We start from the raw sequence: 21785 nt of genomic DNA on the forward strand, positions 1-21785 counted from the left end.
GAACGACCTGGTCAAGAATCTGATGCTTTGGGTGGTGGTCGCCGTCGTATTGATGGTGGTCTTCAACAGCTTCAGCCCCACCGTGCCCGGCAGCCAGGAGGTCATGTACTCGCAGTTCATGACCGAGGTCCGCACCGACCGCATCCAGTCCGTGGACATCGCGAGCGACGAGCGCTCGGTCCAGTTCCAGCGCAAGGACGGCACCAGCGGCATCACCACCGCGCCGCGCCGCGACGAGCGCATGGTCGATGACCTGATGAACCACAACGTCGAGATCAAGCAGGCGCCGCCGGAGTCGGGCATCACGCTGTGGTCGCTGCTGCTCAACTTCCTGCCGGTGCTGCTGATCATCGGCTTCTGGTTCTTCATGATGCGGCAGATGCAGCAGGGTGGCAGCAAGGGCGCGATGTCCTTCGGCCGCTCGCGCGCCAAGCTGCTGAGCGACGACCAGGTCAAGGTCACCTTCGCCGACGTCGCCGGCTGCGACGAGGCCAAGGAAGAAGTGTCGGAGCTGGTCGAGTTCCTGCGCGATCCCTCGCGCTTCCAGAAGCTCGGCGGCAAGATCCCGCGCGGCGTGCTGATGGTCGGCCCGCCCGGCACCGGCAAGACGCTGCTGGCCAAGGCGATCGCCGGCGAGGCCAAGGTGCCGTTCTTCTCGATCTCGGGCTCGGACTTCGTCGAGATGTTCGTCGGCGTCGGCGCCAGCCGCGTGCGCGACATGTTCGAGCAGGCCAAGAAGCACGCGCCGTGCATCATCTTCATCGACGAGATCGACGCCGTCGGCCGCCACCGCGGTGCCGGCCTGGGCGGCGGGCATGACGAGCGCGAGCAGACGCTGAACCAGCTGCTGGTCGAGATGGACGGTTTCGAGGGCGGCGAGGGCGTGATCGTGGTCGCCGCCACCAACCGCCCCGACGTGCTCGACCCCGCGCTGCTGCGCCCGGGCCGCTTCGACCGCCAGGTCGTGGTGGGCCTGCCCGACGTGCGCGGCCGCGAGCAGATCCTGCAGGTGCACATGCGCAAGGTGCCGTTGGCCGACGACGTCGAGCCGATGGTGGTCGCGCGTGGCACGCCTGGCTTCTCCGGCGCGGACCTTGCCAACCTCGTCAACGAGGCGGCGCTGTTCGCCGCGCGCGAGAACGCGAAGGACGTCCGCATGGACCACTTCGACAAGGCGCGCGACAAGATCCTGATGGGCGCCGAGCGCCGCTCGATGGCCATGAGCGAGGAAGAAAAGACCAACACCGCGTACCACGAGGCCGGCCACGCCATCGTCGGCCGCCTGGTGCCCGACCACGACCCGGTCTACAAGGTCACCATCATCCCGCGCGGCCGCGCGTTGGGTGTGACCCAGTTCCTGCCCGAAGGCGATCGCTACAGCTCCACCCGTGAAAGCCTGCACAGCCGCCTGGCGACGCTGTACGGCGGCCGCGTGGCGGAAGAGCTGATCTTCGGCACCGACAAGGTCACCACCGGTGCCTCCAACGACATCGAGCGCGCCACCAAGATGGCCCGCGCCATGGTCACCAAGTGGGGCCTGTCGGAACAACTCGGCCCGATCGCCTACGGCGAGGAAGAGGACGAGGTGTTCCTGGGTCGCTCGGTCACGCAGCACAAGAGCGTGTCCGACGAGACCGCGCGCAGGATCGACGAGGAAGTGCGCGACATCCTCGACAGCGCCTACAACCGCACCAAGGCCATCCTCACCGAGAACATCGAGAAGCTGCACGCGATGGCAAAGCTCCTGCTGGAGTACGAGACCATCGACGTGCCGCAGATCGACGCCATCATGGAAGGCCGCGACCCGCCGCCGCCGATCGGCTGGATCAAGCCGGAGCCGAAGGGTGACGACGATGACAGCGGCAGCAAGCGCCCGCTGCCGCCGATCACCGATCCCGCGCCCCAAGCCTGACCGACATCCACTCCTCCTCGACCACCACCGTAGGAGCAGCTATAGCTGCGACCGGGGCCCGCTCATGCGGGCCCCGTTTCGTTTGCGCCGGGTGATAATCGTTATCTGTCGCCAAGGAGTTCCTGGATGTTCGACACCGTCGCCACCCTCGACTGCGCCGGCCGCCCCCTGCGCCTGGACCGCCCGCGCGTGATGGGCATCGTCAACGTCACCCCGGATTCCTTCTCCGATGGCGGCGATCACTTCGACTTCGACGCCGCGGTCGCGCACGGCCTGCAGCTCGCAGGCGAAGGCGCCGACATCCTGGACGTCGGCGGCGAATCCACCCGTCCCGGATCCGACAGCGTGGGCGTGGAGGAGGAGATCCGCCGCGTGGTGCCGGTGATCGAACGCCTGGCGCGCGAGACACCGGTTCCGATCAGCATCGACACCTGGCGCCCGGAGGTGATGCGCGCCGCGGTCGACGCCGGTGCCGGGATGATCAACGACATCCGCGCGCTGCGCGCCGAGGGCGCACTGGACGTGGCCGCCGCGGCCGGCGTGCCGGTGGTGCTGATGCACATGCTCGGCGAGCCGCGCTCGATGCAGGAGGCGCCGGCGTACGACGACGTGGTCGCCGAGGTGCACCGCTTCCTCGCCGAGCGCATCTTCGCCGCCGAGATGGCCGGCATCCCGCGCAAGCACATCGTGGCCGACCCGGGCTTCGGCTTCGGCAAGACCACCGCGCACAACATCACCCTGCTGGCGCGCTTCGAACGCTTCATCCAACTCGGCGTGCCGGTGCTCGCCGGCCTGTCGCGCAAGCGCAGCATCGGCGAGGTCACCGGGCGCGACGAACCGCGGCAGCGCGTGCACGGCTCGGTGGCCGCGCACCTCATCGCCGCGCAGCGCGGCGCAATGCTGCTGCGCGTGCACGACGTGGCCGCTACCGTCGACGCGCTCAAGGTCTGGGCGGCGGTGGATGCGGTGCCGGTCCCGCGCATCGCGACGCCCGCGCCAGCCATCGCCTGGCCGGACGACGCCTGAGCGCCTGCCGCGGCGCACTGCCGCGGCCCGGTGTGCATCGGCCTGCAGGCCTGCGTTAGGCTGCCCCCGCTGGCGCCGGTGGGGCGGTGGCGTCGACCCGGGGGATTCCAGCACTCATGTTCCAGACCAGCACGCCGCTCATCATCACCTTCCTTGTCTATCTCGCCGGAATGGTGCTGATCGGCGTGTTCGCCTGGCGCTCGACCAAGAACTTCGACGACTACATCCTGGGCGGCCGCAAGCTCGGACCGGTCGTGACCGCGCTGTCGGCCGGCGCGTCCGACATGAGCGGCTGGCTGATGATGGGCCTGCCCGGTGCGCTGTACGCCAGCGGCCTGGCCGAAGCCTGGATCGCGATCGGCCTGACGCTGGGTGCCTGGCTCAACTGGCGCTACGTCGCCGGCCCGCTGCGCGTCTACACCGAGCGCACCGGCAACGCGCTGACCCTGCCGGACTACCTCACCAACCGCTTCAGCGACCGCAACCGCGTGCTGCGGGTGCTGGCGGCGCTGGTGATCCTGGTGTTCTTCGCGGTGTACTGCGCCTCGGGCGTCGTGGCGGGCGCACGGCTGTTCGAGAGCGTCTTCGGCATGTCCTACGCGCAGGCGATCTGGTGGGGGGCGGCGGTGACCATCCTCTACACGATGGTGGGCGGCTTCCTCGCGGTGAGCTGGACCGACGTCGCGCAGGGCACGCTGATGCTGTTCGCGCTGATCGTCACGCCCGTGATGGTGGTGGTGGCCAGCGGTGGCTTCGACGGTAGCGTCGAGCTGATCCGCGAGATCGATCCCGCGCGGCTGGAGTGGGTGGGCGCCGGCGGCATGCTCGCGATCGTGTCTGCGATTGCCTGGGGCCTGGGCTATTTCGGCCAGCCACACATCCTGGCCAGGTTCATGGCCGCCGAGAGCGTGCACGCGATTCCCAAGGCGCGGAAGATCGGCATGACCTGGATGATCCTGTGCCTGCTCGGCTCGCTGATGGTGGGCTTCTTCGGCATCGCCTTCTTCCACCTCCACCCCGATGCCGCCGGTCCGGTGGAGGCCAACCCCGAGCGGGTGTTCATCGCCGCGGTCGAGCTGCTGTTCAACCCCTGGATCGCCGGCGTGATCCTGTCCGCGATCCTGGCGGCGGTGATGAGCACGCTGTCGAGCCAGCTGCTGGTGTGCTCCAGCGTGCTGTCGGAAGATTTCTATCGCGGATTCCTGCGCAAGCAGGCCAGCCAGCGCGAGCTGGTCTGGGTCGGGCGCGCCAGCGTGCTGGCGGTGTCGCTGGTGGCGCTGTGGCTGGCGCGCGATCCGGACAGCCGGGTGCTGGGCCTCGTGTCCTACGCCTGGGCCGGCTTCGGCGCCGCCTTCGGGCCGGTGCTGGTGCTGTCGCTGTTCTGGGGCCGGATGACGCGCGACGGCGCGCTGGCCGGCATGGTGACCGGCGCGGTGGTGGTGATCGCCTGGAAGCAGATCGCGGTCGAGCGGATGGATTTCCAGTTGTACGAGATCGTGCCCGGCTTCGCCGCCGCGACCCTTGCGATCGTCTCCGTGAGTCTGCTGGGGCGCGCGCCGGCGCAGGACATCCGCAGCACCCATGACGAAGTGCGGGCCTCGCTTCGCGAAACCGGTTACTGAGCGCGGGGCCGGAGATGCCGATCGACAGGCGTCCCTGTGCCGTCGCACTGATGGGCCCGACCGCGTCGGGCAAGACCGCGTTCGCGATCGACTGCGCGCGGCGCCTGGGCGGGGAGATCGTCAGCGTCGATTCGGCGCTGGTGTACCGCGGCCTCGACATCGGCGCGGCCAAGCCCACGGCCGATGAACGCGCCGGGGTTCCGCACCACCTGGTCGACATCCGCAAACCCTGGGAGCCGTACTCGGCCGCCGAGTTCGCCGCCGACGCCCGGGTCGCGATGGACGCCATCGCCGCGCGCGGCCGGCTGCCGATCCTGGCCGGCGGCACCGGACTGTATTTCCGCGCGCTGCTGCAGGGCTTGTCGTCGATGCCATCCGCGGATGCGTCGGTGCGCGCGCAGCTGGCAGGGGAGGCGGACGAACGCGGCTGGGCGGCGCTGCACGCAGAGCTCGCGCAGGTGGATCCCGCGGCCGCGCAGCGCATCCATGCCACCGACGCACAGCGGATCCAGCGCGCGCTGGAAGTCCATCGCCTGAGCGGGCGCGCGATCAGCGACTGGCGCGCGGACCCGGCACCGGTGCGTCTGCCGTACCGGGTGCTCAAGCTGGTGCTGGCCCCGCGCGACCGGGCGGTGCTGCACGAACGCATCGTCGGCCGGCTCGACGCGATGCTCGAAGCCGGCTTCCTGGCCGAGGTCGAAGTGCTGCGCGCCTTGCCGGAGCTGCGCGACCATCCCGCACCGCTGGACCTGCCGGCGCTGCGCGCGGTTGGCTACCGCCAGGCCTGGGAATTCCTCGACGGTGCCACCGACGCCCGGGGCTTCCGCGAGCGGGCGATCGCCGCCACCCGCCAGCTGGCGAAGCGCCAGTTCACCTGGCTGCGCGGGGAATTCGACGCGCTCAGGTTCGACCCCACCGTGGACGCCCGCGCCCCCGCCCGCGCGGTCGACGCCTTCCTCCGCTGAGGCGCCCGGGGCCGGATCCGGGCGTGCGCATGGTCACGGCGTCATGCCTTCAACCGTCGGCAGCAGCGCAGGTCGTATAAGATCGGAGCGTTGCCACCGGGGAGCGGTCGGGCAACGTGGCGCGAAGCCGTATTCATCCATAACAACAAGAAACCAGTTGGGGAACACCGAATGTCCAAGGGACAGTCTTTGCAGGATCCTTTCCTGAACGCCCTGCGCCGCGAGCGGGTGCCGGTATCGATCTACCTCGTCAACGGCATCAAGCTGCAGGGCACGATCGAATCCTTCGATCAGTTCGTGGTGCTGCTGCGCAATACCGTCAGCCAGATGGTCTACAAGCACGCGATCTCGACCGTCGTGCCGGCGCGCAACGTGCGCGTGGGCCCGGGCGGCGGCGTCGTGCAGGCCTCCGACGATGCCACTGGCGGCGAAGCGGGCGACGACGAGTCCGAATGACGGTTGCGTCGGCGCCATCCGGCCCCATCTCAGGGCCATGACAACACGCCGCCGACCGCATGCCCACCCAGCTGTTTGAACGTTCCCGCAAGGGCGAGCACGCGCTGCTGGTCCAGCCCCATTCCGGCGGTCCGCCGGACGAGGGCGCGCTGGAAGAGTTCGCCGAGCTTGCCCGCTCGGCAGGCGCGACCGTGGCCCACGTCATGCCCGCGCGCATCGGCCGCCCGAACCCCGCCACCCTGCTGGGCAGCGGCAAGCTCGATGAGATCAAGGCCGCGGCCGACGCCACCGGCGCCGACCTGGTGCTGGTCAACCATCCCCTGTCCCCGGGTCAGGAACGCAACCTCGAGAAGTTACTCGAGCGCCGCGTGGTCGACCGCACCGGCCTGATCCTCGACATCTTCGCCCAGCGTGCGCGCAGCCACGAGGGCAAGCTGCAGGTCGAACTTGCGCAGCTGCGGCACATGGCCACGCGCCTGGTGCGCGGCTGGAGCCACCTGGACAGCCAGCGCGGCGGCTCGATCGGCCTGCGCGGCCCTGGCGAGACCCAGCTCGAGACCGACCGCCGGCTGCTGCAGAAGCGCGTCGAACAGCTGCAGGCGCGTCTGGCCAAGGTCGAAGTGCAGCGCACGCAGATGCGCCGCGCCCGCGTGCGCAGCGAACTGCCGCGCGTGGCCCTGGTCGGCTATACCAACGCCGGCAAGTCCACGCTCTTCAACGCCCTGACCGGCGCCGACGCCTACGCCGCCGACCAGCTGTTCGCCACGCTGGACCCCACCGTGCGCAAGATCACCCTGCCGGGCGGCTACGTGGTGCTGGCCGATACCGTCGGCTTCGTGCGCGACCTGCCGCATGAGCTGGTGGCCGCCTTCCGCTCGACCCTCAGCGAGGCCCGCGAGGCCGACCTGCTGATCCACGTCATCGATGCCTCGGATCCGCTGCGCGACGAGCGCGTGGCGCAGGTGGACGAGGTGCTGGGCGAGATCGGCGCCGGCGACCTCCCGCAGCTGCTGGTCTACAACAAGGTCGACCGCTTGGGCGTGCCCGCGCGCCATGACCAGCCGCATGCCAGCGACCATCCCGACGAAGCCGCCGTGCGCGAGCGGGTGTGGGTCTCCGCGCGCGACCACGACGGCATCGACCTGCTGCGCAGCGCGCTGGGCCGCCGCCTGGGCCTGCGCCGCCTGCAGGGCGAGCTGCGCCTGCCGCCGGATGCCGGCCGCCTGCGCGCGCGCCTGCACGAAGTCGACGCCATCCGCGGCGAGTCGCATGACGAGCACGGCTGGACGCTCGCCATCGACCTGCCGCTGAGCGACGCCCGGCGCCTGGCGGCGCAGGATGACGGCGAGCCCCTGCGGCCGCTGCTGCCCGCGGCCTGAGTTTCCCGGTGTGGGCGGGCAGGACCTGCCGCGCCCGCACCTTGTAGAATGTCCTTATTCGTCGCCGGGCCCCGGCGGCGGGATCCCCAGACTGGAGCCAGCATGGCCTGGAACATCCCCGGCAAGAACAACGACGACCGCGGTTCGGGCGGCGACAGCGGCAATGGCCGCCGTCAGAATCCCTGGCCGCCGCGCCGCAGCGGCGGTGGCCGCGGCCGTGGTCCCTTCGACGGCATCCTCGACCAGCTCCGCGGCCTCTTCGGCGGCGGCGGCGGTGGTGGCAACCCGCTGCGCTGGATCGGCATCGCGCTGGTGCTGTGGCTGGCCTTCAACTGCTTCGTGCTGGTCGGCGAGCAGGATCGCGGCGTGGTGCTGCGCTTCGGCAAGTTCGCCCGCGTCATGCAGCCCGGCCCGAACTTCAAGCTGCCGTGGCCGATCGAAACGGTCACCAAGCTCAACACCACCGGCGTGCGCACCTTCAGCAACAGCCTGCCGGTGCTGACCCGCGACGAGAACATCGTCACCGTGTCGTTCAACGTCCAGTACCGGGTCAGCGATCCGCAGATGTACCTGTTCGGCTCGCGTGATGCCGACCGGGTGCTCGAGCAGATCTCGCAGAGCGCGGTGCGCGAGCAGATCGGCCGCTCGAACCTCGACTCCGCGCTCAACGCGCGCGGCCCGCTGTCGGCCGCCGCGGCGACGTCGCTGCAGGCCTCGCTCGACACCTATCGCACCGGCCTGATCGTGACCGAGCTCAGCCTGCAGGACGCCCGCCCGCCGGAGGCCGTCAAGCCGGCCTTCGACGAGGTCAACAGCGCCCAGCAGATGAACGAGCGCCTGGTGAACGAGGCCCGTGCCTACGCCGCGCGCATCGTGCCCGAGGCCCGCGGCCAGGCGCAGCGCGTGCGCACCACGGCCGAGGGTTACAAGACCGCGTCCGTGGCCCGTGCCACCGGTGACGCCGAACGGTTCACCCTGCTGGTCAACGAGTACGCCAAGGCGCCCGAAGTCACCCGCAAGCGCCTGTGGCTGGAGACGGTCGAAGACGTCCTGGCCGACAACCGCACGGTCGTCGGTGGCGACGGCCAGCAGCTGATCTACGTGCCGATGGCAGGGCAGGGCGCATCGCAGCCGCCCCTGCTGACGCCCGACATCGTCACGCCGCCGCTCGATCCCAGGCCGCAAGCCGAGGCCACCGTGCCCGCCGCCACCAGCAACCTGCCGCGCCCCTCGCGCGATGGAGGCACCCGATGAAGCCGCAGCTGATCGTTCCCATCGTGCTGGTCGTGATCCTCGGCCTGCTCGGCTCGATGTTCGTGGTCCGCGAGGGCCAGGTCGGCCTGGTGCTGAACCTCGGCCGCGTGGCGCGCACGGACCTCGGTCCGGGCCTGCACTTCAAGATCCCGCTGGTGGAAAGCGCGCGCGTGTTCGACCGCCGCTTCCAGGCCAACGAGTTCCCGCCCGAGCGCTCGCTGACGTCCGAGCGCAAGGACATCAGCGTCGACTTCGTCGCCATCGGCTTCATCGTCGACGCCGCTGATTTCTACCGCGCCACCGGCGGCAATGAAGAGCTGGTCACCGCGCGCCTGGCGCCGATCATCAAGGAATCGCTGCGCAACGAGATCAACTCGCAGACCCTGACCCAGCTGGTGTCGGGCAACCGCGCCGAGCTGATCGACCGCCAGCTGCCCGGCATCAACGAGGGTGCCCGCACCCTGGGCATGCAGGTGGTCGACATCCGCTTCAAGCAGATCGACCTGCCCACCGACAGCGAAGTGATCGGCCAGGTCTACGACCGCATGCGCGCCGAGCGCCGCCAGGTGGCCGCCGCGCTGCGCGCCGAGGGCGAGGAGCAGGCGCGCATCGTCCGCGCCGAGGCCGACCGCGAACAGACCGTGCTGCTGGCCGAGGCCGAGCGCGACGCGCAGGTGCTGCGAGGCGAGGGCGATGCCGAGGCCGCGGGCATCTATGCGCTCGCTGCGAACCGCGACCCCGCGTTTTTCGCCTTCCAGCGCAGCCTGGACGCCTATCGCCGCGCCTTCTCTTCCGGCGAGGCGGTGATGGTGCTGGAGCGCAACGACCCGTTCCTGCAGTACATGCGCAGCGACCGCTGAGCAGGCGGGCGCCCCGGTGAAGGATCTCTGGGCCGCGCTGTGCCTGGTGGCGGTGCTTGAAGGCCTGGTGCTGTTCGCAGCACCCGGCGCGTGGAAGCGGGCGATGGCGCAGATGCTGGCCACGCCCGAGCGCCAGCTGCGGACCATCGGGGCCGTGGTGCTGGCGGCGGGCCTGCTGTCGCTGTGGTGGTTGCGGCAGGGCTGAACCTTTCTATTCAGGAGTAGTGGCCATGGGCCAGTCGGTAGTGGTGCTGGGCGCCCAGTGGGGCGACGAAGGCAAGGGCAAGATCGTCGACCTGCTGACGCAGGACATCGGCGGCGTGGTCCGCTTCCAGGGCGGACACAACGCCGGCCACACGCTCGTGATCGGCGGCAAGAAGACCGTGCTGCACCTGATCCCCTCCGGCATCCTGCGCGACGACGCGCTGTGCCTGATCGGCAACGGCGTGGTGCTTTCGCCCGCCGCGCTGATGAAGGAGATTGCCGAGCTGGAAGAAGCCGGCGTGGAAGTGCGCAGCCGCCTGAAGATCAGCCCGGCCACGCCCCTGATCATGCCGTACCACATCGCCCTGGATCAGGCCCGCGAGAAGGCCGCCGGCGGCAAGGCCATCGGCACCACCGGGCGCGGCATCGGCCCGGCGTACGAAGACAAGGTGGCGCGCCGCGGCATCCGCGTGGCCGACCTGCACTATCCCGCGCAGCTGGAAGAATTGCTGCGCACGGCGCTGGATTACCACAACTTCGTCCTGACCCGTTACCTGGGCGTGGACGCGGTCGACTTCCAGCAGACCTATGACGAGGCACTGGAATTCGGCGAGTACGTCGAGCCGATGAAGTCCGACGTCGCCGGCATCCTCCACGACCTGCGCAAGCAGGGGAAGAAGGTGCTGTTCGAAGGCGCGCAGGGCTCGCTGCTCGACATCGACCACGGCACCTATCCCTACGTCACCAGCTCCAATACCACCGTTGGCGGCGCGCTCGCCGGCACCGGCGTCGGCGCGGACGCGATCGACTACGTGCTGGGCATCTGCAAGGCCTACGCCACGCGCGTGGGCGGCGGTCCGTTCCCGACCGAGCTCGACGACGAAGACGGCCAGCGCCTGCGCGACCGGGGCCAGGAATACGGCGCCACCACCGGCCGCCCGCGCCGCTGCGGCTGGATCGACATCGTGGCGCTGAAGCGCGCGGTGGCGATCAACGGCATCAGCGGCCTGTGCATCACCAAGCTGGACGTGCTCGACGGCATGGACAAGCTGAAGATGTGCATCGGCTACCAGTACCGCGGCAAGCAGACCGAGTACGCGCCGCTCGACGCCCAGGGCTGGGCCGAGTGCGAGCCGGTGTACCTGGAGTTCCCGGGCTGGACGGAAGACACCCACGGCATCACCGAGTGGGACAAGCTGCCGCCGGCCGCGCGTGCCTACCTGCGCGCGCTGGAGGAGCTGGCGGGGTGCCCGCTGTCGATCGTGAGCACCGGGCCGGACCGGAAGCACACGATGGTGCTGCAGGATCCGTTTGCCTGAGGCTTCTTCAGGCGTCGGGTGCCATGGCCCTTGAGGGCTCATGTCCCCGGCGACGGCCTGCGGCCATCGCCTCCTCCTTGACTTCCCCCTCAAGGGCCATGGCACCCGGTGCGTAGCGGTACGCGGCGTCCCGGGCGCGGCCCGGGATCCCTCGCATCTGCGGGCCGGGAGGGCCGGCGCCGTCATCGCGCAATGATCTGCAGGCTGCTAGCGTGCCGCATCCCTGAATAGGCTCCCGACGCGATGCACCCATTCCTGCGTGCCCTCACACTCCTGGCCCTCGTTTTGGCCCTTGCCGCCTGCGGGGACGATGCGCCGCCCGAGTCGACGCCCAGCCTGACGGTCAGCCTCGCTACGCCGCAGATGCGCGAGGTTGCGCGCGAGGTCGTGGCCTCCGGGGCGGTGGCGGCGTGGGAAGAGGTGTCGGTGGGCGTGGAGCTCTCCGGGCTGCGCGTGGCGAGCGTGGAGGTGGAGGTCGGCAGCGTGGTGGCCGCGGGCGACGTGCTGCTGCGCGTGGACGACCGCACGCTGGCCTCGCAGCTGGCGCAGTCGGATGCCCAGGTGCGCGAGGCGCAGACCAACCTTGAGACCGCGCGCCGCAAGGCCGCGCGCATCCGCGAGCTTGCCGACTCGCAGATGGTGGCGCTGCAAGATGCCGAGGAGGCCGAGGCCGCACGCGCCAATGCCGAAGCGCGCCTCAACACCGCTATTGCCAGCCGCGATGCCGCGCGCGTGCAGCGGGACTTCACCGTGGTGCGCGCGCCGGTGGCGGGCGTGGTGTCGGCGCGCAGCGTGCAGCCGGGGCAGGTGGTGGGCGCGGGCGCGGAGCTGCTGCGCCTGATCCGCGACGGCCGCCTGGAATGGCGCGCTGAACTTGCCGAGGGCGACCTGCTGCGCGTGGACGTGGGCACGCCGGTGCGCGTGGAGTCGCCGGCCGGGTTCATCGAAGGCAGCGTGCGCACCGTGTCGCCGGGGCTGGATGCGCAGAGCCGCACCGGCACGGTGTACGTGGACCTGCCGGAGCCGGGTGGACTGCGCGCCGGCATGTTCGCGCAGGGGCGGCTGGTGCTGGGTCGGGCGCAGGCGCTGCTGGTGCCGCGCGAGGCGCTGGTGCGGCGCGACGGCCGCGCCTATGTGTTCACGGTGGCCGAGGACAACCGCGTGCGCGAGCGCGGCGTGGTGACGGGCGGGGCGCATGGCGACATGGTCGAAGTGAGCGATGGGTTGACGCAGGGCGATCGCGTGGTTGCGCGTGGCGCGGGCTTCCTCGGCGATGGCGATCTGGTGCGCGTAGTCGAAGACGCTGACGCGGCGACCGGGACCGTCGCCGAATGAACTTCTCCGCCTTTTCGATCCACCGGCCTTTGCCGGCGATCCTGGTCTTTATCCTGCTCACGGCCGCCGGCCTGCTGGCCTTCAACCGCCTGGCCGTCTCCCAGTTCCCTGACCTCACCGTGCCGGTGGTCAACGTCACCGTGCTGCTCCCGGGCGCGAGCCCCAGCACGCTGGAAACCCAGGTCACGCGCAAGGTCGAGGACGCCACCGCCAGCATCCCCGCGCTGCGCAACACGGCATCGATCGTCAACGAGGGCGTGTCGACCACCATCCTCACCTTCGAGATCGAGAAGGACGGCACCCTCGCCAAGGACGAGGTGCGCGACGCCATCGACCGCGTGCGCATCGACCTGCCGGCCGAAGTGGAGCCGCCGATCGTCTCCCTGGTCAACGTCACCGGCGGCGACATGCTCACCTATGCCGTCACCGCCGACGGCTGGAGCGACGAGGAGCTCAGCTGGTTCATCGACGACACCGTGTCCAAGCGCCTGTTCGCCGTACCCGGCGTGGGCACCGTGCGGCGCATCGGCGGCGTCGACCGCGAGATCCGCGTGGCCCTGCGGCCCGAGGCCGTGCAGGGTTTCGGCGTCAGCCCGGCGCTGATCAGCCAGCAGCTCGCGCGCATCCAGCAGGAGCAGCCCGGTGGCCGCACCACCGTGGGCGGCAGCGAGCAGGCCGTGCGCACGCTGGGCACCGTCGACACTGCCGCCGACCTCGCCAACTTCCCGATCTCGATGCCCGACGGCCGCAGCGTGCGGCTGTCGACGCTGGCCACCGTGAGCGACGGCAACGCCACCGTCAGCCAGCGCACCACGCTCGATGGCCGTCCCGTGATCGGCTTCGCCGTGCAGCGCACCACCGGCACCAGCGAGGTGGACGTCGGCAACGCCGTGCGCGACAGCGTGGCGACGCTGCAGCAGGAGCAGCCGCGCGTGCGCATGGTGGAGGTGGCCTCCACCACGCAGGTGGCCGAGGACTCGTTCGAATCCTCGATGCACATGCTCTACGAGGGCTCGGCGCTCGCGGTGTTGGTGGTGTTCCTGTTCCTGCGCGACTTCCGCGCCACCTTCATCAGCGCCATCGCGCTGCCGCTGTCGATCATCCCGACGTTCGCGGTGATGTACTGGCTGGGCTTCAGCCTCAACATGATCACGCTGCTGGCGCTGGCCGTGGTGGTGGGCATCCTGGTGGACGATGCCATCGTGGAAGTCGAGAACATCGACCGCCACCTGCGCATGGGCAAGACACCGAAGCAGGCCGCGCTCGAGGCCGCCGACGAGATCGGCCTGGCGGTGATCGCCACCTCGTGCACGCTGGCCGCGGTGTTCATCCCAGTGGCCTTCATGCCCGGCATCCCCGGCAAGTTCTTCCGCGAGTTCGGCTGGACCGCCGCCGCCGCGGTGATGTTCTCGCTGCTGGTGGCGCGCCTGATCACGCCGATGATGGCGGCCTACATGCTCAAGCCCCTGCCCGAGCACAAGGGCGACTCGAAGCTGATGCAGTGGTACCTGCGCTTCGTCGACAACTCGCTGAAGCACCGCAACCGCACGCTGCTGATCGCGCTGGCGATCTTCATCGGCTCGCTGGCGCTGCTGCCGCTGCTCAAGGTCACCTTCATCCCGCCGACCGACGGCATCCAGAGCAACGTGCTGATCGAACTGCCGCCCGGCACCGCGCTCGCCACCACCGAAGCCGTGGCCGAGACCGCGCGCCAGCGCATCGCCGACATCCCCGAGATCGAGCACGTGTTCGTGACCGCCGGCAGCAACTCCGGCGCGAATGGTCCGGCCGGCGACCTCACCAGCGCCGAGCTGCGCAAGGCCACGCTCACCATCCGCTGGACCGACGACCGCGACCTCACCCAGTACGAGCTGGAAACGGTGGTGCGCGAGCGTCTGGCCGATCTTCCCGGCGTGCGCCTGAGCTTCCAGGGCGGCGAACCCGGCCGCGCGCTGCAACTGGTGCTGGCCGGCGACGACCCGGTGAAGCTGGCCGCCACCGCGCGCGACGTGGAGCGCGAGATCCGCCAGCTGCCGGGCCTCGGCACCGTCGGCTCATCGGCCTCGCTGGTGCGCCCGGAAGTGATCGTGCGCCCGGACCCCGCGCGCGCCGCGGACCTGGGCGTGTCCACCGCCGACATCGCCGCCGCCACCCGCGTCGCCACGCGCGGCGACTACGAACAGTTCCTCGCCAAGCTCAACCTGCCCGAGCGCCAGGTACCGATCCGCGTGCAGCTGGACGAACGCGCGCTGTCGGACCCGTCACTGCTCGGCCAACTGCGCGTGCCCACCGCCACCGGCGGCAGCGTGCCGCTGTCGTCCGTGGCCGAGATCACCACCGCCAGCGGCCCCTCGCAGATCGACCGCTTCGACCGCCGCCGCAACGTCACGATTACCGTCGACTTGAACGGCATGGCCATGGGCGAAGTGGAGAAGCAGATCGACGCGCTGCCCTCGCTCGTCAACCTGCCCGTGGGCGTGGACCGCCAGGCCGCCGGCGACAGCGAGATCTTCGCCGAGATGTTCGGGGGCTTCGCCATGGCCATGGTGGCCGGCATCTTCTGCGTCTACGGCGTGCTGCTGCTGCTGTTCAACCACGCCAGCCAGCCGATCACGATCCTGGTGGCGGTGCCGCTGGCCGCGGGCGGCGCGTTCGGCGCGCTGCTGATCACCGGGCTGGATATCTCGCTGTCGGTGCTCATCGGATTGATTTTGCTGATCGGGATTGCGGTGAAGAACTCGATCCTGCTGGTGGACTACGCCGTGATGGCCGGAGAGAAAGGCATGGGCCGGCACGAGGCGCTGATGGACGCCTGCCACAAGCGCGCGAGGCCGGTGATCATGACCACGATGGCGATGGGCGCGGGCATGATGCCGATCGCGCTGGGGCTGACGGCGGATGCGAGCTTCAGGATGCCGATGGCGGTGGCGGTGATCGGCGGGTTGATCACCTCGACGGTGCTGAGCCTGATCGTGGTGCCGGCGGCGTTTACGTTGGTGGATGATGTGGAGGAGTGGGTGGTTTCGAAGGTGCGGCGGGGGAGGGCAGGAAGCATAGCCGAGGCTTAGCGTGATCGTGCGCTGAAGACTCCTTCCGGCCAGAAGCAGACCAGGCCAGTCCGAACTCGCGGATGGCGCTAGCCCTACCATCACCTTTTGACGGGGCTAAGCCGAATCGATCAAGTGGACAGGTCTTAGGTGCTGCCGGTAGCTTTGGTCGCCTGGGAGTTAGCGATAAGAGAAGACCTGCACTGGGACTGGTAGGGGGAACCATGTCGATACTGCAAGAAATACTTGTCTGGACGCAGACGTTGCCCACATGGCAAAGCGACGCGGTAGCCCGCCTGCTGGCTAAACAAACCCTTTCCACGGACGATCAGGACGACTTGTTTGCGCTGCTGAAACTGGCGCACGGCATCCCCGATCCGAAGGGCCGCACGCCCAAGCCACTCACCGCAGACCAAATCCCAGCACCGGTCAAGAACTCCACGCACATCGAGCTGCTGGCGATAAAGGACATGCGCCACGTCAACGCGCTCGCTGAGAGCCAGCGCCTTCCCTTCAATACTGCCGGGTTGTCCGTGATCTACGGCGACAATGGCTCAGGTAAATCGGGATACTCGCGGGTACTGAAGCGGGCCTGTCGCGCACGCGACCAGACCGAGGCGATCCACCCCAACGCCCATCTCCCTGCCGCCAAGGCTGGCGTTGCGGAAGCCACGTTCGAGATCACCGTGGACGGCGTCGCCAAGGATGTGCAATGGACACATGGAAAGGCGGCGCCTCCTGAGTTGTCTTCGTTTGCGATCTTCGACGCGCGGTGCGCACGCGCCTATCTCGACAGCGAAGACGACTTCTCCTACGTCCCCTACGGACTTGACGTGTTTGGGGCCTTGGCGAAGGTCTTCGGGCAGCTGAAGACTTCAATCGAAGCGGAACAGGCGCAGCACGCCGTCGATCTGACCGCATTCGCGCCGCTGCGGGGAGACACTGCGGTCGGCATGCTGATCACGGCGCTGTCGGCCAAGACAACCCAAGCCCAGATCGACGCGCTGGCCACCTTGACGCCGGAGGAACTGGCACAGCACGCGGAACTGGATAAGGGCCTGAAAGAAAACAACCCGAAGGAAAAGGCGAGTCAGTTGCGTCTACAGGCGCGCCGCGTCGCGACCATCGCTACGAACGCCACCAGCAAGGGTGCACTGGTGGACCAGCCAGTCGTCACCAAGCTGCGCGGACTCGCGGACAGCTTCCGCACCGCACAGGCAGCGGCAGCGATTGCGGCCAAGGAGTTCAATGAGAGCGAGCACCTTCTGCCTGGCACCGGGGGCGAAGCTTGGCGCGAACTGTTCGACGCCGCCCGCAAGTTCGCGACCGAATCCCACCCAGACAAAGCTTTCCCTGAGCTGGGCGCGGATACGCCGTGTCCGCTGTGCCAGCAACCGCTCGCCGAAGGCGCCGCCCGCCTGCAACGCTTCGAAACATTCATCCAGCAGGAGGCGGAGAAGACAGCGCAGGCGCGCCGCGCAGCTCTGATAGCGGGATATAAGCCGTTCGCTGCACAGAACCTGGCGCTGGGCCTCGACGACGCAACCCACGACGAGATCAAGGCAATGGACCCGCAATTGGCGGCCGATGCCAAGGCGTTCGAGTCTCAGCTTTCAGCGCGTCAGGAAGGGATCAAAGCGGCGGTGACATCTCAACAATGGGAGGCCGTCGCCCAGGCGTTGGCGAACCCGGCAACGCGGTTGCAGGCGCTGGCCGACAAGCTCAACGCCGAAGCCGAGACGCTGGATAAGGCATCGGACGAAAAAGCCCGCGCCGCGCTACAGAAGCAGTACATGGAACTCGATGCACGCACCAGACTGAGTCAGGTCAGGGATGCCGTGGTGGCGGCCGTCGGCAAACTCAGCCATCAGGCCAAACTCGCGAAGTGCCTCTCTGCTGTGAAGACCAATGCCATTTCCTTGAAGGCATCGGACATGGCCGAGAAGGTTGTTTCCAAGGAACTGGCCGATGCGCTGAACCGCGAGTTCAAGGCACTGGGCGTCGGCACGTTGAAGGTGTCGCTGCAAAGTCGCGCCGACCGCGGCAAGGCATTACACAAACTCAAGCTGGAACTGCCCCAGAGCCGCAGCCCCGGCGACATCCTGAGCGAAGGCGAGCAACGCGCCGTGGCGATCGGCTCGTTCCTAGCCGAGATCGGGCTGAACGGCGACAAGGGCGGCATTGTGTTCGACGACCCCGTTTCCTCACTCGACCATCGTCGGCGCGAGCACGTCGCCAAGCGCCTCGCCGCCGAGGCCGCCACCCGTCAGGTCGTGGTGTTCACCCACGACATCTACTTTCTGTGCCTGCTGTTGGAAGAAGCGAAACTGGCCGGCACGACGATTTCCAGCCAAAGTCTCGTCCGGCGCGCGGAAGGATTCGGAATCGCCGATCCCGAGCTGCCGTTTCAAGGCAAGAATGCAAGCAAGCGGATCGGCGCGCTGAAAGCTCAGCAGCAGCTGATCGCCAAGCTGCACAAGGACGGCGAAGAACAGGAGCATCGAAAACAGACCATGGACGCCTACGTCCGGCTACGGATGACTTGGGAACGTGCCGTCGAGGAAGTCCTGCTGCGCGAAGTTGTGCTTCGTTTCCGTAAGGGTGTGGAAACCCAGCGGCTCGCCGGCGTCGTGGTCGACGACGAGGACTACGCCAGGATCAGCGCCGGCATGTCGAAGTGCTCCAACTACGCCCACGACAAGGCTCTAGAGGGCGGCATTGCAGTTCCCGAGCCCGACGAGCTGCTGGCCGACATAAATGCACTGGAAACTTGGCGTTTGGAGGTCGAGAAGCGCAGCATCGAAACAGGCAAGAAGCGTAAGGCAGGTGGCTTGTGAGTGACACAACTGTTCGGCCATTCAGTCGCTTAGTTGTTAGATGTCCGCTTTGGGTGGCGGTTTCAACCGGTCGATGCAACAGCTTGTCGATATCGCTCGATTGGTGTTTCGTAACCCAAGGTCTTACGTGGTCGCTCATTCAAGCGCCTGGCCACTTCGTTGAGCTTGGCCTGGGAGAATGTCGACAGGTCTATGCCCTTCGGGAAGTATTGCCGTAGAAGGCCGTTGGTGTTCTCGTTCGACCCACGCTGCCAAGGACTCTGTGGGTCGCAGAAGTAGACTTGGATATCCGTTGCTAGCGTGAAGCGGCGATGGTCCGCCATCTCCTTTCCGCGATCCCATGTCAGCGATTTGTAGAGCTCGTCTGGCAGCTTCCTCGCGGTCCGAATCAGCGCATCGACGACCGTCTGCGTGTCCTTGCGGTCGACCTTCACCAGCATCACGTAACGGGTACTGCGCTCCACAAGCGTGGCGATCTGGCTGTTGCTGCTGCCGCACAGCAGGTCGCCTTCCCAGTGGCCAGGAACGGCTCGGTCTTCAACCGCGGCTGGCCGCTCGCTGATCGATATCGTGTCACTGATCCGGCCGTGGTTGGCCGTCTTTTGGGTGTGGTGACGAGAACGACGCATCGCCCGCGATCGTCGCAAGTGCTCCAAGAGCTCTTTCTTCAGTGCGCCACGCGACTGGATGAAGAGCGTGCGGTAGATCGTTTCGTGGGACACCTGGCAGGTCGCATCGTCGGGGTAGGTGCGCATCAGCCAGCCTGCGATCTGCTGCGGCGACCATTGCTGCTGCAGCTTGTCCGCCACCCGTTTCGCCAGCGCGGGATGCAGCGCCAGCTTACAAGCCTTTGGCCGATGCGCCCGGTCCCAGGCGGCCTGATCCGCATGGCTTGCGCGGTAGCATTCGGCACCACCATTACGCCGGATCTCGCGGCTAATTGTCGACGGAGCCCGGCCCAGCGTTGTCGCGATCGAGCGGAGCGAGTGCCCGGCTACCAGTGCCCGCGAGACCTCTTCGCGCTCAGCCAAGCTCAAGGATTGTAACGACCGGCGACGAGGTGCTGGCCGGATGCCACCGGACTCGGCCAGAATCCCGCGAACCGACGAATGATGCCGATCAAACAGCCGGGCAATCTGGTGGAGCGACTCGCCTTGCTGCCACCGGTCCCACATCAAGGCCTTCTGGCTGTCCGTGTACCGGATCCGATTCCTTCGCTTCATCCGCAACACTCCTGCTGCTCAGGCAGCTAGCTATGTGTTGCATCGATGGTATGAAACCGCCGTCGGAAGCAGACTTTTCGAATGACGCCTATCTCACGATATGGATGTAACACCCCTTCATCCCCCGGCTCATCAACGTCTTGTAGGTATTGCGTACGATGAGCTCCAACCGAGCGCGCGTGGCATCTGGGTCTTCCTTGAGTGCTTTCTTGTACCCGCGAACCGTGCGGTCCATGGATGACCGCTCCTCAGGGAACACGCTTGGTACACCATCGACCCACTGCAGGTCTGGCCCGATGATCACACCGACGTAGTCCAGTTCCAGCCCCTGGCAGGTATGGATGCAGCCAACTTCCTCGACAGAATCCGGTGCCACGATCCAGAGGCTTCCATCCTTGTCCAGGTTCCATTTCGCCCTGTAGCCGAACTCGGGGAACTCGATATCCCACGCATCCGGGTTCTTCTTGCTCTTCCAGTCCCAGCAATACCCCGCGACCACGCGTGCCTTGTTGTTGAGCTTGTTCTTCTCCCGGATCAGGTCGTGCAGCTCGACGGGTGAATCAACAATGCGGAAGTCGAACGCGTCGCGGTCGAAGTCCGTGTTGGCGCTCTCGCGGATGCCCAGGAAGTTGTCCAGCCAGGCGATGTATCCGTCCGAGCCTCCGCAGCGAAACTGCGATGCCAGCTCCAGCCGGGTGACCTCCGCCCCCATCTCCAGCGCCCAGCGCTCCAGCTCGGCGATGCGGCCGACATCAGACAGCGTCACGATCTGATCGTCATCAGCAAAGAACACCGTGCAGCGGGCGCTACGGATCAGCTCCATGATCTGGTTCTGGCCGAGGTTGCCGTACAGGCCGCTCTTCTCGTTGAGGCGGTGCGCCTCGTCCACAACCAAGGTGTCGAAGGTGTTGGCTTGCGCTTCGTGGAAGGCGCCCGAGCCGCCGAACAGGTTGCCGATCTCTACGCGGCGCAGCGTTCCCGCCAGCTTCTGCGCATAGACCGCACGCGGTGCGGCGTTCTTGGACACGTACTTGGTCAGCTGCCCGCGCTTGGTCAGCTCAACCAGCAGGTTCACGGCCACCACCGACTTGCCGGTTCCCGGTCCGCCCCCGACGATCACCACCTGCTTGCGCGCATCGCTGGCCTGCTGGGCCTTGGCGAGGCAGGTCTCGTAGACCACCTTCTGGTCGTCCACCAGCACGAACTCGCGGTTGCCTTTGAGCATCTTCGCGAGACTGTCGGCCAGCATCTTGGACGGGCGGATGCGGCCTTCTGCGATCTCGTACAGGAGCTTGCCGCGGTCGCCCTTGCGCACGTGCTGCTTGATGAAGGCGCGCAGCTTTTCCAGCTCGTCTGTACCGTCGAGGAAGACCGGAGCCTTGTCCAGGTACGCGGCGTAATGCGGATGGCGGATGACGCCGTCATCCCGGTAATTGTGCAGGTAGGCGCAGGGTCGCAGCTCGGTCCCGGACTCGTACACGGCCTCGTTGAATCCGTTGAGCAGCGCAGCGTACGACCACGCCTGGTAACTGGGGTGTGGGCCTTCGATCTCGGCCTTGCCGCCGCGGTTGGCGATGATGATCCCGTCCTTCTCGCTGATGCGCGAGTTGGACCACTGCTTCAGCTCGACGATCACCAGGTGTGGCGTGTCGTCATTGGCGGTGCCGGAGATCACGAAGTCGATGCGCTTGGCGGTCTGGCCGATGCCGAATTCGATGCCCACGCCGATGTCGTCGGGAATATCGCGGTCGCGCAGCACGCGCGCCATGGCCGCCAGCGAATGGCGCCACGACTTGAACTCGCCCTGCGAGACGTAACGACCGACCTTCTTGACGAACGCGCGCTGCACCTCGTCCTCGATCTGCGCGTGATCGTTGTCGTGCAGGAATCGTTGCTTGGTTGCCTGGTAGACGATCACGACAGCCTCCCTCCGTCGTTCGCGGGATTCAGAGCTCGGTGTATTTCCGGCTCGTGCCCCTGGCCTTGTCGGCGGGGTAGCGCTCGGCATTCAGCGCGAGCTTCTGGCGGGCGGCCTCCAGCGGGTCGATGCCGAGCCGGTCGGACAGCTGCAGCAGGTACAGCAGCACGTCGGCGATCTCGTGGGCGACGGCCTGGCGACGCGCATCGTCGAGGGTCCGGCTCTGTTCTTCGGTCAGCCACTGGAAGTGCTCCAGCACTTCCGCGGCTTCAAGGGAGAGCGACACGGCAAGGTTCTTGGGCGAATGGAACTGGCCCCAGTCGCGCTCGTCGGCGAAGCGGCGCAGCGCGGCCTGCAGTTCCTCGATGTCCTGGCTCACCCGTCTCCCCCCGGAGCTGACCTGGGCCGAGTATAGGCGGCGGGTGAGC

Annotated in this window: 16 protein-coding genes; 13 read left to right on the forward strand and 3 right to left on the reverse strand. The window is 67.8% G+C overall.

Going from position 1 to position 21785, the window contains the following annotated elements; translation table 11 throughout:
- Positions 1 to 52: 52 nt before the first annotated feature.
- The 13 genes from ftsH (at position 53) to ACW5F0_RS00165 (ending at position 18216) form a co-directional block, all read left to right on the forward strand.
- Complete coding sequence (gene ftsH / locus ACW5F0_RS00105) at positions 53 to 1912, forward strand: ATP-dependent zinc metalloprotease FtsH (protein WP_456965225.1); 1860 nt, start codon at positions 53 to 55, stop codon at positions 1910 to 1912.
- A 126-nt stretch (positions 1913 to 2038) separates the two neighbouring features.
- Positions 2039 to 2938, forward strand: a complete 900-nt coding sequence (gene folP / locus ACW5F0_RS00110) for a dihydropteroate synthase (protein WP_456964018.1) — start codon at positions 2039 to 2041, stop codon at positions 2936 to 2938.
- Between the two features lie 116 nt (positions 2939 to 3054).
- Positions 3055 to 4560: a sodium/proline symporter PutP gene (gene putP / locus ACW5F0_RS00115; protein ID WP_456964019.1), complete on the forward strand. Its 1506-nt coding sequence runs from the start codon at positions 3055 to 3057 to the stop codon at positions 4558 to 4560.
- A 14-nt stretch (positions 4561 to 4574) separates the two neighbouring features.
- A complete protein-coding gene (miaA, locus tag ACW5F0_RS00120) occupies positions 4575 to 5525 on the forward strand; it encodes a tRNA (adenosine(37)-N6)-dimethylallyltransferase MiaA (protein ID WP_456964020.1) in 951 nt (316 codons plus the stop codon).
- 171 nt (positions 5526 to 5696) lie between these two features.
- Positions 5697 to 5981, forward strand: coding sequence for an RNA chaperone Hfq (hfq, locus tag ACW5F0_RS00125; RefSeq protein WP_456964021.1), 285 nt, complete (start codon positions 5697 to 5699; stop codon positions 5979 to 5981).
- 71 nt (positions 5982 to 6052) lie between these two features.
- Positions 6053 to 7360, forward strand: coding sequence for a ribosome rescue GTPase HflX (hflX, locus tag ACW5F0_RS00130; RefSeq protein WP_456965226.1), 1308 nt, complete (start codon positions 6053 to 6055; stop codon positions 7358 to 7360).
- 102 nt (positions 7361 to 7462) lie between these two features.
- Positions 7463 to 8614 carry an FtsH protease activity modulator HflK gene (gene hflK / locus ACW5F0_RS00135; RefSeq protein WP_456964022.1) on the forward strand — a complete coding sequence of 384 codons (1152 nt, stop codon included), beginning with the start codon at positions 7463 to 7465 and terminating at the stop codon, positions 8612 to 8614.
- The gene (gene hflC / locus ACW5F0_RS00140; RefSeq protein ID WP_456964023.1) at positions 8611 to 9474 is read left to right on the forward strand and encodes a protease modulator HflC; all 864 of its coding nucleotides are present in this window, start codon (positions 8611 to 8613) and stop codon (positions 9472 to 9474) included. The genes hflK and hflC overlap by 4 nt, the downstream gene beginning before the upstream one ends.
- Positions 9475 to 9490: 16 nt before the next feature.
- The gene (locus ACW5F0_RS00145) at positions 9491 to 9679 is read left to right on the forward strand and encodes a DUF2065 domain-containing protein (RefSeq protein ID WP_456964024.1); all 189 of its coding nucleotides are present in this window, start codon (positions 9491 to 9493) and stop codon (positions 9677 to 9679) included.
- A 25-nt stretch (positions 9680 to 9704) separates the two neighbouring features.
- The gene (locus ACW5F0_RS00150; protein WP_456998765.1) at positions 9705 to 10997 is read left to right on the forward strand and encodes an adenylosuccinate synthase; all 1293 of its coding nucleotides are present in this window, start codon (positions 9705 to 9707) and stop codon (positions 10995 to 10997) included.
- A 243-nt stretch (positions 10998 to 11240) separates the two neighbouring features.
- Complete coding sequence (locus ACW5F0_RS00155) at positions 11241 to 12332, forward strand: efflux RND transporter periplasmic adaptor subunit (protein WP_456998766.1); 1092 nt, start codon at positions 11241 to 11243, stop codon at positions 12330 to 12332.
- On the forward strand, positions 12329 to 15400 hold the full coding sequence (locus tag ACW5F0_RS00160; RefSeq protein ID WP_456998767.1) for an efflux RND transporter permease subunit: 3072 nt from the start codon (positions 12329 to 12331) through the stop codon (positions 15398 to 15400). The genes ACW5F0_RS00155 and ACW5F0_RS00160 overlap by 4 nt, the downstream gene beginning before the upstream one ends.
- 203 nt (positions 15401 to 15603) lie before the next feature.
- Complete coding sequence (locus tag ACW5F0_RS00165) at positions 15604 to 18216, forward strand: AAA family ATPase (RefSeq protein WP_456998768.1); 2613 nt, start codon at positions 15604 to 15606, stop codon at positions 18214 to 18216.
- 62 nt (positions 18217 to 18278) lie between these two features.
- On the opposite strand, the gene ACW5F0_RS00170 is transcribed toward ACW5F0_RS00165, so the two are convergent.
- The 3 genes from ACW5F0_RS00170 to ACW5F0_RS00180 all read right to left on the reverse strand — a co-directional run bounded on the left by ACW5F0_RS00170 (position 18279) and on the right by ACW5F0_RS00180 (position 21736).
- Positions 18279 to 19439, reverse strand: a complete 1161-nt coding sequence (locus ACW5F0_RS00170) for an IS30 family transposase (RefSeq protein WP_456998769.1) — start codon at positions 19437 to 19439, stop codon at positions 18279 to 18281.
- 88 nt (positions 19440 to 19527) lie between these two features.
- A complete protein-coding gene (locus tag ACW5F0_RS00175) occupies positions 19528 to 21357 on the reverse strand; it encodes a DNA/RNA helicase domain-containing protein (protein WP_456998770.1) in 1830 nt (609 codons plus the stop codon).
- A gap of 28 nt (positions 21358 to 21385) precedes the next feature.
- Entirely contained in the window at positions 21386 to 21736 is a 351-nt protein-coding gene (locus ACW5F0_RS00180) for a nucleotide pyrophosphohydrolase (RefSeq protein ID WP_456998771.1), read from the reverse strand.
- Positions 21737 to 21785: the final 49 nt, after the last annotated feature.

This window comes from Luteimonas sp. A534 (genome assembly GCF_054072805.1).